This is a genomic window from Rhodothermales bacterium, from assembly GCA_041391505.1.
Taxonomy (GTDB): domain Bacteria; phylum Bacteroidota; class Rhodothermia; order Rhodothermales; family JAHQVL01; genus JAWKNW01.
Genome location: JAWKNW010000011.1, coordinates 47,927 through 62,372 on the forward strand (window position 1 = coordinate 47,927; position 14,446 = coordinate 62,372).

Consider the following 14,446-nt stretch of genomic DNA (forward strand, 5'->3'; position numbering starts at 1 on the left):
AGACGCCTCGCTGGGTCCAAACGCTATGTCAGGTCGATCAGAGCGGTTTTTCGGAACGTTTCAACTCGATCATCCTGCGCGATTCCCTCACAGAGGCGAGCCGATCGTTCAGTCGGGCAATGGCTTCCGTGCTATAGTAGAAGCCAATATTCCCCTGCATTTCGAGCCGAAGGGTAGTCGCACCGGGCAATGTACCGCCTCCACCACCGCTGCCACCACCGCCACCGCTGCCACTACCGCCGCCGCCCACACCGCTACCGTCGCCCGGCATCCACCAATCAGAAAGGACCTCATCGGTTGGCGTCCACGTCGTGTCCGGAATGACCTGGACCTCGATGATCTGGTCGTTGTAGTCCCAATCGGGCGTCGCAGAGGGTTCATCAATATCTTCGAAACCGATCCGCCAGCGGTACCCGAGGTCATCGAGTTGCTCGACATCGGCATACGGGTGATGGGTCGTCTCAGACTCATGACCGCGCGCATAGTGGTTGTATGAATCGGGACTGTACTCACTAGGCCAGGTGGTGATAAAGAAGTTCACCTGCTGACCCTGCTCGAAATCCTGCTCCCAAACGTCGGTGATCGTGGCCGTCTTGTTGGCCGCTCTAGCGAAGACCTCCTGAGCCGCCATGCCATAGGGATGGATATTGATGCTCGACTGATAATAGGCCGATGAATAGAGATACGCGATGTGCAGCTTCCCTGGCACGGGCATCGTGAAGGCGGATGAGCCCTGGAGGATGATGTGGCTGCCATAGACGTTTACGATGCCGCGATAGCGCAGGTCGATGCTCGCTTCGCCCTTGGAAATCACCAGACCTTCCCAATCCAGGCGGCCGCCCGGTTCTATCTCGAAATCATCGCCGAGGAGAAGGAGTCCCGTGCCACGGAGCACGTCGCCGCTCTTGACCCGGCTGCCCGCGAGCACCTGGATGATCGTCGGGGCCGTGTCGGAGCCGAGAGGCGTCGGGGTGTTTATGTCGCCAGATAGAGGAAAGCCGTCACGTTCGAGCAGGCCTTCCGAGTAGATATCCTGCACCGCGGCCGTAAACGCGCCGGCTGCAATGCTGCCGTCGCCGACTGCTCCGTTGCCGAGAAGCCCCCGAACCTTGTTTTTGTGGCCAATCCCGAAAGCGGCTCCGAACTGCCCCGCGACCGTCGGACGGTTCGCCTTGATGCCGTAGCGATTCATGCCCTTGAGACCCTTCGGGTTCGTCGGGGGATCGGTATCTTCACCCGTGATAATGACCGTAGGCGCGTTGATGGTCGGCGCGGCATCCGGCGCTTCAACGATCAGCGCGGCATCGAGCAGACTGATCTCCACCAGCGTCGTACGGATCTGGTAGTCGGCATCGCCGATATGACTGGTGATATTGAGGACAAGCGAGTCGGCGCCGTATTTCGTCGGGACGATGTCGAACGTTCCGCCTCCGAACGATTTGTTGTTGATGGCCAGATTGGTGGCTGCGTTCGCGAAATCGCGCTTTGCCTCCGCATAGGCCAGGTTGTAGGCCGATCGCGCGATATCCCGGGCCACCACCTGTTCTCCGTATTCGGAGTTCAGATCGTTGGTGTCCTTCGAGAATATCTCAAAATGCTGGGTGATAAGTCCCGCAGCGACCATGGCCGCCACAAGAAAGAGCGTTGCTTTTCCCATCGTGTACTACTACTGCCTAAAAGTTTGTGCGAGCGCGTCGCAGGCGGTATCCAGATGGGGGGCAGCTGGAATGGTCGGGGCAATGAACGGATGGATATACAAAAATCGCACCTGAGCGGTGCGTGTGGGTCGACCAGAACTCAGACCCGGAAAAAAACAAAAGATCGCCCTACAATGCCAACCTCTTTTGGCGCACAGGGCCTGCGCTTCTGGCGCAGGGCCATGCGCCACGCCGGGCTTCGGCCGTGGCATGCAGAGTGGGTGTTCTCGTTATGAGTCCCCGGGAATAGGGCGCGACCTAAAAGTGAGATCGGGAGGCCGGCTCGGGTGTACGGTCGCCGGAACCTCCCGCCTCGCTACGCCTGGTCTATTTCCTCGCAAAGAGGTAGTAGATCACGCAGCCAAACAGGGGGAAGAAGACGATGATCAGCGCCCAGAGCAGCTTGTCGCCGGTGGAACGGGAGCTGCCGGCCACTTCGATCAGGGCGATCACATCGAGCACGACCACGATCGTCCAGCAGATGCCGGTGTGCCCGAAGGCGCGCACATGGTCGAACAGGTTCGGCCCGCCGCAGCCGGCCAGAAGGACAGTCAACGCGCTCAGAAAGATCGCCGGAAGTACAGCTCGTTTTCCAGACATGGAACGTAAGTGGGCTGGTGGAAAAGGCATGAACTAGGGTGGTATACGGGGGACTGTCTATAGGTTGCGGAGGAGGGTTTCAGGTTCGAGGTTTAATGGTGAAGGAAGGCCACCCTTAAACCTGGAACGTGGAACTTTGAACCGCCCTCCCACCGTTTACGCGCCGCAACGCTACCGGCGCCGCGGCGTCATCTTCATGCAACCCACTCTGTACACCATGCTGCTGCTGGTTTGCAGCAACGTTTTTATGACTTTTGCCTGGTACGGGCACCTCAAAAACCTGTCGCACAAACCCTGGATCGTCGCAGCCCTCGTCAGCTGGGGCATCGCTTTTTTCGAATACATGCTCCAGGTGCCGGCGAACCGCATCGGCCATGAGGTCATGACCGTCGGGCAACTCAAAGTCCTCCAGGAAGTTATTACCCTCACCGTCTTCGTCCCGTTTTCCGTCCTGTACCTGAAGGAGAAGCTGACGATGGACTACCTCTGGGCCGGCCTCTGCCTCCTCGGGGCCGTGTACTTCCTGTTCAGAGGCAAGCTGGGAGGTTGAGGGGAGTGAAAAATGTAAATCGCAAATCGCAAAATGAGGGCATGCTGGTGGTAGCGAGGCCTATTACACGGCAACCTGCTACCTGCTACCTGTGACTTGCAACCTGTAACTTGCCAACCTGAATGCGCATCGGATCGATTGAATTTGGCGACAGGCCGCTGTTTCTCGCGCCCATGGAGGACGTGAGCGATCCGCCGTTTCGCATCCTCTGCAAACGGTACGGGGCGGACATGCTGTACACGGAGTTCATCTCGACGGGCGGGCTGCTGTACGACGCGGAGGATTCCAGGCAGAAGCTGGACATCTACGACGAGGAGCGCCCGGTCGGCATCCAGATCTTCGGGGGCGAGGTGGATCAGGTACGGGAGGCTACGCGGATCGTCGACGACGTGGGGCCGGACCTGATCGATATCAATTTCGGATGCCCGGTGAAGAAGGTGGTGTGCAAGGACGGCGGCGCCGGCATCCTCCGCAACCTGCCCAAGATGCAGGCCATCACGGAAGCCGTCGTCGAAACCGCCACGCGGCCGGTGACGGTCAAGACCCGCCTCGGCTGGAGCGACGACACCATCCAGATCATGGATGTCGCCCGCATGCTCGAATCCACGGGCGTGCAGGCCCTCGCCGTGCATGCGCGGACGCGCTCCCAGATGTACAAGGGCGAAGCGCGCTGGGAGTGGCTCAAGCGCATCAAGGAGGAAAGCGGCATCACGATCCCCCTGATCGGCAACGGCGACGCCACGACGCCGGAGAAAATCGAGCGCATGTTCCAGGTCACCGGCGTCGACGCCGTCATGATCGGGCGCGGCGCCATCGGCAACCCGTGGATCTTCCGCGACGCCAAGATCTACCGGGAGACCGGCGAGACGCCGCCGCCTCCTACCTGGGAAGAACGGATCCAGGTCGTGGTCGAGCACCTGACGCTGAAATGCGAGTGGCTCGGCGAACGGAAAGGCGTGCTGGAGATGCGCCGGATGTACGGCGGCTACTTCAAAGGCTTCCCGGACGCCAGCCGGCTCCGAAGCCTCATCATGGAAAAGACCGCGATGGCGGAGGTGGTCGACCTGCTCCTCCACTTTGCCCCGGGCGGGGAAGCCCCCTCGCGTCCGATCGCGGTCAAGCCGGCGCGGCTGCCGGCGCCCGTGACCGCCGCTACGCCCGCCTCATGAGCAACTGATCGAGCCCCACGACCAGCGCGCCGAGCACGCCCAGCACAGTCATCGCCGCCACCGGCTCCCAGATCACCAGCCCGCCGATGCTGCCCAGCACGCCGCCGAGGTACTTGATGTAGTTGAGCTGCTCGTTCGTCGCGCGCTTCATCAGATCCTCCAGCCGGCGCTCGTCGTACGCCTGCATGTTCGTCGCCACGATGCTGTAGACATCGAGGTTCTCGACAAACGTCAGCACCAGCTTGGTCACCGCCTCCTCGATGTCCTCCGACCGGGCCTGGATCTTTTCCGGGATCGAATCCAGCAGGCCGTCCAGCTGATCCAGGGCGCTGTCGATCGACGTCGGGAGCTGCGTCACCGCCTCCTCGATCCGCCGTTTGAAGTCCTGCTCGCCCAGAAACCGGTAGGTTTTGAGGGCGATCCCGCCCAGCCCCTGGCCGGCGTACTCCTCGATTTTCTGGATGATAAACGCCACGATCTTCTGCCGCACCTCCTCCGAGCCCACCATCTGCTCGATATAGGTCCCCGTGAGCCCCTTCAGCTCCTTCCGGAACTCCGGGTCCTCGATCACGCCGCGCGTCACGTCGAACGCGATGTCGCGGTACCGCCCGATGATCCCGCTCTCCTCGATCTTCTTTTTGATGATGTCGGCGTTGATCAGCTCCTCGGACACCGTGGAGGCCAGGCGGTAGATCACCCGCTCCCGCTGGGCCGGGATGAGGCCCTGGCCGAGCAGCGGGCGCCGCCGGCGGGGATGGAATAGCATCGTGATGGCCAGCCAGTTCGTCAGGAACCCGATCAGGCCGCTGACGGCGAGAATGCGGAGCAGGCCGTCGAACCGGAACTCGACGCCCGCGATCGTCGCCGCCATGCCGTTGAAATCCCAGAAAAACGAGAGACCAAAGAGGACCGTCAGCAGCCAGGGGACGAGCTGGAGCAGCAGCAGGGCGGACGCATGCCCCGTCGATTGCCGGGGCGGCTCGGGAAATTCAGAAGGCGGCTCGACGCGCTCGGGCAGATGCCGGCGGATGTATTTCCACAGGACGGTGCGGAGGTTGCGGGCGCTCTCCCGCGTGGCATCGCGCACCTCGGGCAGCGACGACACTTCGGGAAGGCCGGCCTCCTGCAGCGCCTCGGGGGTCAGCGGGGGCGTCGTGGCGTCGGAAGGGGCCGTTTCAGGATCGGTCATGGTTGGCGGTGTACCTGCAAAGGATCAACCCTCCATCCAACGGAAAACGGGACACGGAGATTCGTCGGCGTCAAAAACCAAGGCGGGCGGCGTCGGCCTGCATCCCGCGGATCACATTCGCGATGTGTGTGTCGAGATCGACACCCATTTCTTCCACGCCGACCTGGATGTCCTCGCGGCTGACGGCGGCGGCGAAGGCTTTGTCCTTCAGCTTCTTCTTGACGGACTTGGGGGTCATGCCGTTGAGTCCTTCGGGGCGCACATAGGCGACGGCCGTCACGAAGCCGGCGAGTTCGTCCACCGCGAACAGGGCGCGCGCCAGGGGCGTCACGCGGGCGACGCCGCTATAGGTCGCGTGCCCCAGGATGGCCTGCAGCATGTCTTCCGGGTACCCCTGCTCCCGCAGCACGCCCACGCCGACAAAGGGATGCTCCTCCAGCGACGGGTGTTTTTCGTAGTCCATGTCGTGCAGCAGCCCCGTCATCCGCCAGAGCGTTTCGTCCGCGCCGAGCAGCCGGGCGTATTCGCCCATGGCGGCTTCGACGGCATAGGCGTGCCGGCGGAGGCTCTCGCCTTCGGTCCAGCGATGAAAGAGTGCGAGGGCTTCGTCGTAGGTAGGCATGGGGGGATGGGGGGTCAAAACACATCCACGAGGCGGAGTGCCTTCATGTAGCGGACCGGATTCTTCTTCAGGTCGATGAGCAGCGCGTTCATGCTCTGGACCGTCGAATCCAGGTTGTTGTACAGGGACGGATCGTTGATCATCAGGCCGAGGGTGCCCTCGCCGCGGTCGATGCGCCCCACGATGTTGTCCATGCTGGCCATGGTGCCTTCGAGTTGCGCCATGTTGCGGTCCATCCGGGCGAGGAGGCTGTTGAGCTGGCCCAGCGCGATGGCGAGCGAGTCGTTGGCGCTGCCGGCGACGTCGCCCAGGTTGGCGGAGAGCGTATCCACGTTCGCGAGGACGCGCGAGATGCGCGACCGCTCGGTCGTGACCATCGCATTCAGCGTTTCGGCGCTGCTGCGCAGCGAGGTGAGCATCAGCCGCAGGTCGCTCTGCGGCTCGATGATGCCGCGTGTGTCGCCCAGGGTGGCGTTGAGGCCGACGAGCACGCTGTCGATCCGGTCGACCAGTGCGGGCGCGCGCGCCGTCATCGTCGCGACGAGATCGGACGCCGGCTGGCTCGGCATCCTGCTGTCCGGCTCCATCGGCGGGTTGCCCGCCGGCCCGGGGTGGATGGTGAGCTGCACGGCGGAGAGCGCGTCGATGCCGGTGATTTCGGCGTACGAACCCTGCGGCACCTGGATCTTGGAATCCAGCCGGAGGCGGATGTTCACCAGGTTGGTCGCCGGGTCGAGCGCGACGTCCTGCACGCTGCCCACGTTGACGCCGTTGATGCGCACGGCGTTGCCGTTCACCATGCCTCGGGCGTCCTCAAACGTCGTGTACAGATCGTACGTCCCCCGAAACAACGGAATGCTGTCGAAGAAGCGCGTGCCGAGGATAAAGACGATCACGCTGATGACGATCGAGGCGCCGACCTTGAATTCGTTCGAATATTTCACGGATCAGATCAACGGTAGGATGGAGAATTGGCCTGGACCGGCGGCGCGGGGACGCCGATCTGATATTCATGTGCTTTCACAAAATCGAGCAGGACCTCGTCGGTGCTCCGGTGCAGCTCCTGCACGGTGCCGACCCACCGGATCGACCCCTTGTGGATGAACGCGGCCCGGTCCGCGATGCTGAGCACCGAGTGCATGTCGTGCGTGACGACGATGCTGGTCACGTTGAGCCGGTCGGACAAGCCGCTGATCAGCTCGTCGATCGTGTTCGACGTCTCCGGGTCGAGCCCGGTATTCGGTTCGTCGTAGAAGATGTATTTCGGGCGCAGCGCGATGGCGCGGGCGAGCGCCACGCGTTTTTTCATCCCGCCGGACAGCTCCGCCGGCATCTTGGCGCCCACATCCTTGAGTTCGACCATCTCCAGGCATTCGTGCACGATCCGATCGATCTCCGCCGGCTTCTTGTCGGTAAACGTCACCAGCGGAAAGGCGACGTTTTCGAAGGAGGTCATCGAATCGAACAACGCCCCGCCCTGGAAGAGCACGCCGAACTGCCGGCGGACCTTCCGCAGCTCGCGGTAGCTGAGCTGGTTGATATCCACTCCGTCGATCAGGATCTCGCCCCGATCCGGCTTGAGGAGTCCGATGAGATGCTTCATCAACACGCTCTTGCCCGACCCCGAACGGCCGATGATCGCAAACGTCTCCCCTTCCTGGATCTGGATATTGACATCCTGGAGCACGGGGCGGTCGTTGAAACTCTTGTAGAGCTGTTTCGCTTCGATCATACGGCCTAGAGCAGAGTCATGGCGAGGACGAGATCGGCCAGCAGGATATACACGCAGCTGGTTACCGCGGCCTCGGTCGTGCTGCGCCCCACGCCTTCGGCGCCGCCGTCGGTATAGTACCCCTTGTAGCAGGAGATCGACGTGATGACGAAGCCGAAGACCAGCGACTTGATGACGCCGAAGACCGGATCGAACGGGTTGAAGAACTCGCGCGCGCCGTCGATAAACTCGCCGGCCGGCACCCAGCCGCCCATATGCGCCACGATCACGCCGCCTCCGATCCCCACCAGGACCGCCGCAATGTACAACACCGGAAACATCAACACGCCGGCGAGCACACGCGGAATGATGAGATAACCGATCGAGTTGAGCCCCATGGCCTCGAGGGCGTCGATCTGTTCCGTCACCCGCATCGTCCCCAGTTCCGCCGCGATGCGCGCGCCGACGCGACCGGTCAGGATAAACCCCGTCACCACGGCGCCCAGCTCCAGAATCATCGACGGCGCGACGATCGATCCGATGATCGACTTGGGAAAGAGGGGCGAGACCAGCTGATACGCCGTCTGCACGGTCGTCACCGCGCCGGAAAAGGCCGCCGCCAGGGCCGTGATCGGCAGCGATTCGATGCCGATCTTGACCATCTGGTCGAGGAGGTTTTTCCGGTACGTGTAAAACTCATTCAGCGACCCGAACGCATGGGTCATGAGCAAACTGTATCGCCCCAGTGCACGAACAGGATCGAGCATGTAGAGCTTTAAGACCGACATATTCGGAGACACCAGGGCTGACGCACACGTACGCGTTCCGGCGGCAAGAACGTGGGACCGCGGCTTTTGAAAACGAAGAAACCCATATGACCCAGGCCGCACTTAGTTCCTTTGCTGTCGTCACATGACAGACCGTTGTCATAGCCGTGCAGTTAATTGTTGGCGCCCTATTTTGGGTATACTTCCCCTGATTCGCAATCCGTTTCGCGCTCCTTCTGATGGCCAAGACCAAAACCCGCTTCGTTTGCCAGCACTGCGGCCACGTGTCGCCGCAGTGGCTCGGCAAATGCCCTTCGTGTGAAGATTGGAATACGTTCGTGGAGGAAATCTCCCAGGCGCCGGTGCGCGCCCGGGTGTCTTCGCTCGGGCAGCGCGCCGACCGGCCGGATCGCCCGCTTCCGCTGAAGGACATCGCGCTGACGTCCGAGAGCCGGCTGATGACCGGCGTCCAGGAGTTCGACCGGGTGCTCGGCGGCGGCATCATGCAGGGCTCGTTCGTGCTCATCGCCGGCGACCCCGGGATCGGCAAGAGCACGCTCATGACGGAGCTGGCACGGTACCTGCCGGAACGCCGGCTGCTGTATGTGACCGGCGAAGAGTCCGTCCGCCAGGTCAAGCTCCGCGCCGAACGGCTCGGCGTCGCGTCCGACAACTTTTTCCTTTTCGCCGAGACCAACGTCGAACGCATCATCGCCGCCGTCCAGGAGATGCAGCCCGACGTGATGGTGATCGACTCCATCCAGACCATCTTCCGGCCCGATATCCAGAGCGCCCCGGGCTCCGTCAGCCAGGTGCGCGAGAGCGCCGCCGCCCTGCTGCAGCTCGCCAAGGAAAACGAGATCCCGACGTTCATCGTGGGCCACGTGACCAAAGAAGGAGCCATCGCCGGCCCGCGGGTGCTCGAGCATATGGTCGATACCGTGCTCTATTTCGAAGGCGACCGGCACCACGCCTTCCGTATCCTGCGCGCCGTCAAAAACCGGTTCGGATCGACGAACGAGATCGGGGTCTTTGAGATGCGCGCCGGCGGACTGCTCGAAGTCAAGAATCCCAGCGAGATCTTCCTCTCCGAGCGCAGCTACGGATCCAGCGGCTCCACGGTCGTCTGCTCCCTCGAAGGCACCCGGCCAATCCTGGTCGAGATCCAGGCGTTGGTGACGTCGACGTCCTACAACACTCCGCAGCGCAACGCCACCGGGTTCGACAGCCGGCGGCTCCAGATGCTGCTGGCCGTGCTCGAAAAACGCGAGGGGCTGCGGCTCTCGACGCACGACGTGTTCGTGAACATGGCCGGCGGCGTGCGGCTCGAGGAGCCGGCGGTCGACCTCGGGGTCATCATGGCCGTGGCGTCGTCGTTCCGCGACATCCCGACGGACACGGGAACGGTGCTCATCGGCGAGGTCGGCCTCGGCGGCGAAATCCGCACCGTCAGCCAGATCGAGCCGCGGTTGAACGAGGCCGCCAAGCTCGGCTTCGCGCGCGCCATCGCGCCGGCCAACAACCTCAAGGGCGCCACGATTCCGAAGGGACTCGAGGTGACGGGCGTCGAAAAATTGAGCGAGGTGCTGGATCTGGTGCTTTGGGAGTTTAAGGGGCAGGTTTAACGATCGAGGTCCGCCCACCCCGGACGTTGTCTTGCGCAGCTCCCCATTTTGCATTTTGCGTTTCATTTTGCATTGATTCCCCGCATGGCTTCCAATCGTCGGGCCTCAAACGATCCGGACTCTCGCTGGCGGCCGCCGGCGTGTTGTCCGCCCGTCCAGCGCGTCGCCCGAGCGATACCCTCACCGTTGGCCTCATCGGATGCCGGGGATGGGCTTCGGCGACCTGAACAACCACCTCAACCTGCCGGATGTCGTTTGCGGCGCCCTGTGCGATGTCGACGACCGATCCTGCAACAACGCGGCGCCGAGATCGAACGCGCACCGGCCGGAAGCCCGACCTCCATCAGGATTTCCGAAAGATCCTGGACGACCCGGATATCGACGCGGTGATCATCGGCACACCGGACCACTGGCACGCGCTCATCATGGTGCTCGCCTGCCAGGCCGGCAAGGATGTGTATGTCGAAAAGCCCATGGCGAACTCGATCGCGGAGCTCGACCTCATGGTGCGCGCCGCGCGGCACTACAACCGGGTGGTGCAGGTCGGCCAGCAGCAGCGGAGCGGGGAGCACTGGCAGGATGTGGTCGCTTTCGTGCACAGCGGTCAGCTCGGCACCATCCGGCAGGTGCGTGTCTGGGGGCATTACGATTACGGGCGGGGGCAGGAACGCATCCCGAACGGGACGCCGCCGGCGAACCTCGATTACAACCTCTACCTCGGCCCCGCCGCGGAACAACCCTATAACGCGAACCGGCTCCACAACGGCTGGCGGCACCAGTGGTCCTTCGGCGGCGGCCTGCTGACCGACTGGGGCGTGCACCTGCTCGACATCGTCCTCTGGGCCATGCACGTCGACGGTCCGCCGAAATCCGTCTCCTCCGTCGGCGGCATCTACGCCTACCCCGAGCGGGCCATCGAGACGCCGGACACGCTGTCCGTCCTCTACGAGATGGACGGGTATACGATCTCCTGGGAGCACTTCGGAGGCATCGAGCGCGGGCTGTACGACCGCAACTACGGCATCGCATTCATTGGCAATAACGGCACCCTGGTTGTGAATCGCGCCGGCTGGGAGGTCGTCCCCGAAATCCGAAGCGGCGCCTACCTCATCCCCCCCTTCCCCGAGCGCGCCGGCCGTCCCGGCAACCACGACCTGCATGCGCGTAACTTCGTGGATGCCATCAAAAGCCGTCAGGACCCCGCGTGCACCGTCGAGATGGGCCGCAACGCCGCGTTTTTCGCCCACATGGGCAACATCGCCTATCGAACAGGAAGCCGGCTTTCGTGGGACGCGGCAAATAACCGCTTCGCCGGCAACCCCATCGCCGACGGATACCTCAAGCCGGAGTACCGCAAGCCGTGGACATGGCCGAATTTCGGGTAACAGATTTTCGCCACCCCGTAGGTCGGGTTAGGTCCCCAACAGGGACCGTAACCCGACACACCCCAACCCCCGAGGGACCGTAACCCGACACACCCCAACCCCCGAGGGACCGTAACCCACACGCCCCCTTTCAGGCTGTGTCGTCATCTGTATACGGCTCCCGTAAGGATCCATGATGCGCGATACGCACGGGATTACCCGCTCCGGCCCTCCCCTGCACGCACGCCCTCTCCTTTTGATAGCGTCGGTAGGCGTCGAAGATACCCACGGCAGCGAACGCAACGGCCACTACACGCTTCATCGGGAACGACGGCACACCGGGAATGAGCCGGGCGCACGCGAGTCCTGCCGCAAGAAAGCTATAAACGCGGACGATGTGGCCGATGCCGGCCAGGCCTGACGAGGGGTAAAGCCGCCGCCCGAGTTGAACGACATTCCCTCCGATCGCTCCCAACAGAAGCGCGAAGACGACCTAGTCGATCCAGGTGCGCCCCGAAGCGCTCAAATCGAACGCAAAACAGAGCATGGCGCAGGCCATGCATCCCGTGACGAGGTATGAATCAAGGACGTTCTTCACGGTGGATTCTCCCCGCTGCCGTTTAAGATCGCGCCCATCGCCTCTCGATAGGTCTCAAAGGCCAACCTTCCGCGGTCTGTCAGCGCGAATATCGTTTGCGGCCTCCGGTCGTTAAACGTCTTTCTGATCTCCACATAATCCGCCTGCTCCAGCTTGTTCATGTGCGAGGAGATGTTACCGCCAGATAGCCCGGTCTGATGGTGCAGAAAAAGAAAATCGGCCTCACGCACCACATAGAGTATCGCCATCAACAGGTGGCGCGCAGGTTCATGGACCAGGCGATCCAGGTCCACTAACTTCAGCAAGGCCTTCGGGAGAACCTCTTCGTTATCCAGCATGGTCGGGCAACGGATAGTGTTGGGCGAATCTGACGACATGAAACAGCCCGATCGCCAGGATGGCGATGCCGGCAATCGTCATCTGCAGGTGCGGCTCCACGGCGAATACGACCCCGAGGGCAGCCAGGCCTGTCACGATGAGGACGTAGGCGACGAACCGCATCTGCCGGATCATCCAGCCGCCCAGCGCAAGGGCAACGGCGATCAGCATACTCGGGATGCCCGGCGCAATGATCCAGAGCAGCCCCTCGGACGCGACGTCCCGGCGAATCGTCGTATTCGAGACAAACACCCCCGTCACGACTAGCAGGAAAACGCCCACCCCGATGCCGGCGACCAACCCCAGTTTTTCCCTGGTCCCGTTCGTTCGCTTTTCTGAAAACCGCACCACCCCCATCCGCGGCTCGGTGAACCGCGTCCGTAGCGCTAACCAGAGCGGCACCAGTATGGCCGGCAAGGCGGCAGACACGGCGACAATGTCCAAGGTCCAGCAGACGCCGATGCCCAGTATGCCGATGCCTACCACGACATCCACCAGACCGTCCGACCAGTAGGACGCAAACAGACTGTTCTCCAGCCGCTCCAGATCGCTGTGTTTATTCATGGCGGTAGCTCCAGATCGCTCAAGTTGGCAACACACACCACTTTGTATCGCAAACCATAAAAACAGGTTGCAAGCTTTTGTTCTCGGCAGAAGAAAACAGGCAAACCCCCACAGCGGTGTCGGGTTCGCCGGATGCGGATAAACGAAAAGGGCACCGTGTAGGTCGGGTCAGGTCCCTGCCAGGGACCGTGACCCGACACACTCCAACAGGGACCATAACCCGACACACCCCAACCCCCGAGGGACCGTAACCCGATCCACCCGCATCCTATCGCCGCGATGCCGCTCCCCCACCACCCAGCGCACACGACGCGCCGAGCAAAAACCCGAGGTTGTAGAGCGGCCCGTTGTTCACCACCTCGTACATCTGCACCTGGTCGTTGAACAGCGACACGATGAAGGTGAAGATGCAGATGAACCCGTGCCAGAGCCCGAGCCAGAAGCCGGCGACCTCCCGCATGGGGTCGGCGAGATCGATCGCCACATTGGGACCCGGCGTACATCCGGCGAAAAAGAGCAGCGCAACCACCCCCATCAGCACATACCTGGCTTTCATAGCGCCTCATCGTTTGGTTCAGAGGATCACACCCTCCTCTTGACGAGACGACGGGCCCGTGGGATACGTGTGGGGATATTTTAACGGGGTCAACTGTGTTTAAAGGTGAACGGCAGTGACATCATTCGTGCACCCTGTATCCTGCATCGGAAGACCTGAGCCCATGATGCGTAAGACCAGTTAGGAACAGGTTGTTCGCGCCGCCCTCATCGCAAGACCGCCTTCTCAACATATCGCAATTTGGAACGAATCCGGGCGATTACCTGGCGCATGTGCCCACTGAGGTCCGGACATCACGGCGCCATACCCTGCGCCAGAAATCGAAGCCTCTTCCTTGTAGTCATCATTGCCGATGGAGCGCGGGATTCGATTTGCTGCGCATCGTCTCCACATAGGCCTTGAGTACAGCGTTTATTCGCGTTTGGTATCCCGGACCATCCTGCTGAAAGTACGCCAACACGTCTGCATCCAGGCGAAGCGAAATGGCCTTCTTGGGCTGAGGTTGAACAATCACCGCCTCCTTCCAGAACGCTTCGTCCGTGGCGGGGATATCCGAAAAGTCGATATCCTCATCTTTTAGCGCAGCCAGCTCACCGGGGGTCAGTTCCTTTTGGTAGCGCGGCATGATAAATCCTCCGTTCTCGTTCATTTGCCTTTCGAGCCGAGATGATCCGAATACTGTCCTCGCGCCTTGTGAAGGCGACCAGGAGTACCAGGGTTCCTTCAATGACACCCAACGCCTGCCAGCGTTGCTCGCCGTAGTCCTGGCGATCATCCTCCCGAATCAGGCATGCGTTATCGAATGCGGCTCTGGCACGATCGAAGCCAATCCCATGCTTTAGAAGGTTGATCTGGTTTTTCGCCTCATCCCACTCAAATTCCATGTAAGCGTAAATACAATTCGTATATACATCCCTGATAGCACGTGGTTTCGGCTACCCACATCCTTCTAGACACGAAATTTGGGGGTCATATAACCTGTGTGGGGAGCGCATGTAGGCGAATTGGAGAAAACGTCGGGGACGGGCCTTTGCGGGGGGGCCCATTGGGGGAAAC

The 14,446-nt window shown here is 61.9% G+C and carries 16 protein-coding genes; 4 read left to right on the forward strand and 12 right to left on the reverse strand.

The features are described 5' to 3' along the window. Positions 1-37: 37 nt before the first annotated feature. Both R2834_12225 and R2834_12230 read right to left on the reverse strand, forming a co-directional pair. Positions 38-1,657: a hypothetical protein gene (locus R2834_12225; protein ID MEZ4701093.1), complete on the reverse strand. Its 1,620-nt coding sequence runs from the start codon at positions 1,655-1,657 to the stop codon at positions 38-40. 367 nt (positions 1,658-2,024) lie between these two features. Then, on the reverse strand, positions 2,025-2,297 hold the full coding sequence (locus R2834_12230) for a PLD nuclease N-terminal domain-containing protein (GenBank protein MEZ4701094.1): 273 nt from the start codon (positions 2,295-2,297) through the stop codon (positions 2,025-2,027). Between the two features lie 196 nt (positions 2,298-2,493). Between R2834_12230 and R2834_12235 the strand changes: the two genes are divergently transcribed. Together R2834_12235 and dusB are read left to right on the forward strand one after the other, a co-directional pair. Beyond that, positions 2,494-2,847, forward strand: a complete 354-nt coding sequence (locus tag R2834_12235) for a DMT family protein (protein MEZ4701095.1) — start codon at positions 2,494-2,496, stop codon at positions 2,845-2,847. 122 nt (positions 2,848-2,969) lie between these two features. Further along, entirely contained in the window at positions 2,970-4,016 is a 1,047-nt protein-coding gene (gene dusB / locus R2834_12240) for a tRNA dihydrouridine synthase DusB (GenBank protein ID MEZ4701096.1), read from the forward strand. Here the strand turns inward: dusB and R2834_12245 are convergent. The 5 genes from R2834_12245 to R2834_12265 all read right to left on the reverse strand — a co-directional run bounded on the left by R2834_12245 (position 4,000) and on the right by R2834_12265 (position 8,326). Further along, a complete protein-coding gene (locus tag R2834_12245) occupies positions 4,000-5,205 on the reverse strand; it encodes a DUF445 family protein (protein ID MEZ4701097.1) in 1,206 nt (401 codons plus the stop codon). The two genes, dusB and R2834_12245, sit on opposite strands and share 17 nt — an antisense overlap. 70 nt (positions 5,206-5,275) lie before the next feature. Continuing rightward, the gene (locus R2834_12250; protein MEZ4701098.1) at positions 5,276-5,827 is read right to left on the reverse strand and encodes an HDIG domain-containing protein; all 552 of its coding nucleotides are present in this window, start codon (positions 5,825-5,827) and stop codon (positions 5,276-5,278) included. A gap of 14 nt (positions 5,828-5,841) precedes the next feature. Continuing rightward, positions 5,842-6,771: an MlaD family protein gene (locus tag R2834_12255; protein MEZ4701099.1), complete on the reverse strand. Its 930-nt coding sequence runs from the start codon at positions 6,769-6,771 to the stop codon at positions 5,842-5,844. 8 nt (positions 6,772-6,779) lie between these two features. Further along, positions 6,780-7,559 (reverse strand): ABC transporter ATP-binding protein, encoded by a 780-nt coding sequence (locus R2834_12260; protein MEZ4701100.1) that lies wholly within the window; start codon positions 7,557-7,559, stop codon positions 6,780-6,782. A 5-nt stretch (positions 7,560-7,564) separates the two neighbouring features. Next, positions 7,565-8,326, reverse strand: coding sequence for an ABC transporter permease (locus R2834_12265; protein MEZ4701101.1), 762 nt, complete (start codon positions 8,324-8,326; stop codon positions 7,565-7,567). Positions 8,327-8,544: 218 nt separating this feature from the next. Between R2834_12265 and radA the strand changes: the two genes are divergently transcribed. Together radA and R2834_12275 are read left to right on the forward strand one after the other, a co-directional pair. After that, a complete protein-coding gene (gene radA, locus R2834_12270; GenBank protein ID MEZ4701102.1) occupies positions 8,545-9,930 on the forward strand; it encodes a DNA repair protein RadA in 1,386 nt (461 codons plus the stop codon). A gap of 272 nt (positions 9,931-10,202) precedes the next feature. Next, positions 10,203-11,315, forward strand: a complete 1,113-nt coding sequence (locus R2834_12275) for a Gfo/Idh/MocA family oxidoreductase (protein ID MEZ4701103.1) — start codon at positions 10,203-10,205, stop codon at positions 11,313-11,315. Between the two features lie 573 nt (positions 11,316-11,888). Here the strand turns inward: R2834_12275 and R2834_12280 are convergent. The 5 genes from R2834_12280 to R2834_12300 form a co-directional block, all read right to left on the reverse strand. Then, positions 11,889-12,230: a transcriptional regulator gene (locus R2834_12280; GenBank protein ID MEZ4701104.1), complete on the reverse strand. Its 342-nt coding sequence runs from the start codon at positions 12,228-12,230 to the stop codon at positions 11,889-11,891. Next, positions 12,220-12,834, reverse strand: a complete 615-nt coding sequence (locus R2834_12285; GenBank protein MEZ4701105.1) for a hypothetical protein — start codon at positions 12,832-12,834, stop codon at positions 12,220-12,222. The genes R2834_12280 and R2834_12285 overlap by 11 nt, the downstream gene beginning before the upstream one ends. 268 nt (positions 12,835-13,102) lie before the next feature. Then, complete coding sequence (locus R2834_12290; GenBank protein ID MEZ4701106.1) at positions 13,103-13,390, reverse strand: hypothetical protein; 288 nt, start codon at positions 13,388-13,390, stop codon at positions 13,103-13,105. A 343-nt stretch (positions 13,391-13,733) separates the two neighbouring features. Further along, on the reverse strand, positions 13,734-14,015 hold the full coding sequence (locus R2834_12295; GenBank protein MEZ4701107.1) for a BrnA antitoxin family protein: 282 nt from the start codon (positions 14,013-14,015) through the stop codon (positions 13,734-13,736). Then, positions 13,981-14,274: a BrnT family toxin gene (locus tag R2834_12300; GenBank protein MEZ4701108.1), complete on the reverse strand. Its 294-nt coding sequence runs from the start codon at positions 14,272-14,274 to the stop codon at positions 13,981-13,983. The genes R2834_12295 and R2834_12300 overlap by 35 nt, the downstream gene beginning before the upstream one ends. Positions 14,275-14,446: the final 172 nt, after the last annotated feature.

Coding starts and splice junctions, on each gene's coding strand:
- R2834_12290 (MEZ4701106.1), bottom strand. CDS start 13,390: ATGAAAGCCAGGTATGTGCTGATGGGGGTGGTTGCGCTGCTCTTTTTC.
- R2834_12300 (MEZ4701108.1), bottom strand. CDS start 14,274: ATGGAATTTGAGTGGGATGAGGCGAAAAACCAGATCAACCTTCTAAAG.
- R2834_12295 (MEZ4701107.1), bottom strand. CDS start 14,015: ATGCCGCGCTACCAAAAGGAACTGACCCCCGGTGAGCTGGCTGCGCTA.
- R2834_12225 (MEZ4701093.1), bottom strand. CDS start 1,657: ATGGGAAAAGCAACGCTCTTTCTTGTGGCGGCCATGGTCGCTGCGGGA.
- R2834_12275 (MEZ4701103.1), top strand. CDS start 10,203: ATGTCGACGACCGATCCTGCAACAACGCGGCGCCGAGATCGAACGCGC.
- R2834_12280 (MEZ4701104.1), bottom strand. CDS start 12,230: ATGCTGGATAACGAAGAGGTTCTCCCGAAGGCCTTGCTGAAGTTAGTG.
- R2834_12260 (MEZ4701100.1), bottom strand. CDS start 7,559: ATGATCGAAGCGAAACAGCTCTACAAGAGTTTCAACGACCGCCCCGTG.
- R2834_12235 (MEZ4701095.1), top strand. CDS start 2,494: ATGCAACCCACTCTGTACACCATGCTGCTGCTGGTTTGCAGCAACGTT.
- R2834_12245 (MEZ4701097.1), bottom strand. CDS start 5,205: ATGACCGATCCTGAAACGGCCCCTTCCGACGCCACGACGCCCCCGCTG.
- radA (MEZ4701102.1), top strand. CDS start 8,545: ATGGCCAAGACCAAAACCCGCTTCGTTTGCCAGCACTGCGGCCACGTG.
- dusB (MEZ4701096.1), top strand. CDS start 2,970: ATGCGCATCGGATCGATTGAATTTGGCGACAGGCCGCTGTTTCTCGCG.
- R2834_12265 (MEZ4701101.1), bottom strand. CDS start 8,326: ATGTCGGTCTTAAAGCTCTACATGCTCGATCCTGTTCGTGCACTGGGG.
- R2834_12250 (MEZ4701098.1), bottom strand. CDS start 5,827: ATGCCTACCTACGACGAAGCCCTCGCACTCTTTCATCGCTGGACCGAA.
- R2834_12285 (MEZ4701105.1), bottom strand. CDS start 12,834: ATGAATAAACACAGCGATCTGGAGCGGCTGGAGAACAGTCTGTTTGCG.
- R2834_12230 (MEZ4701094.1), bottom strand. CDS start 2,297: ATGTCTGGAAAACGAGCTGTACTTCCGGCGATCTTTCTGAGCGCGTTG.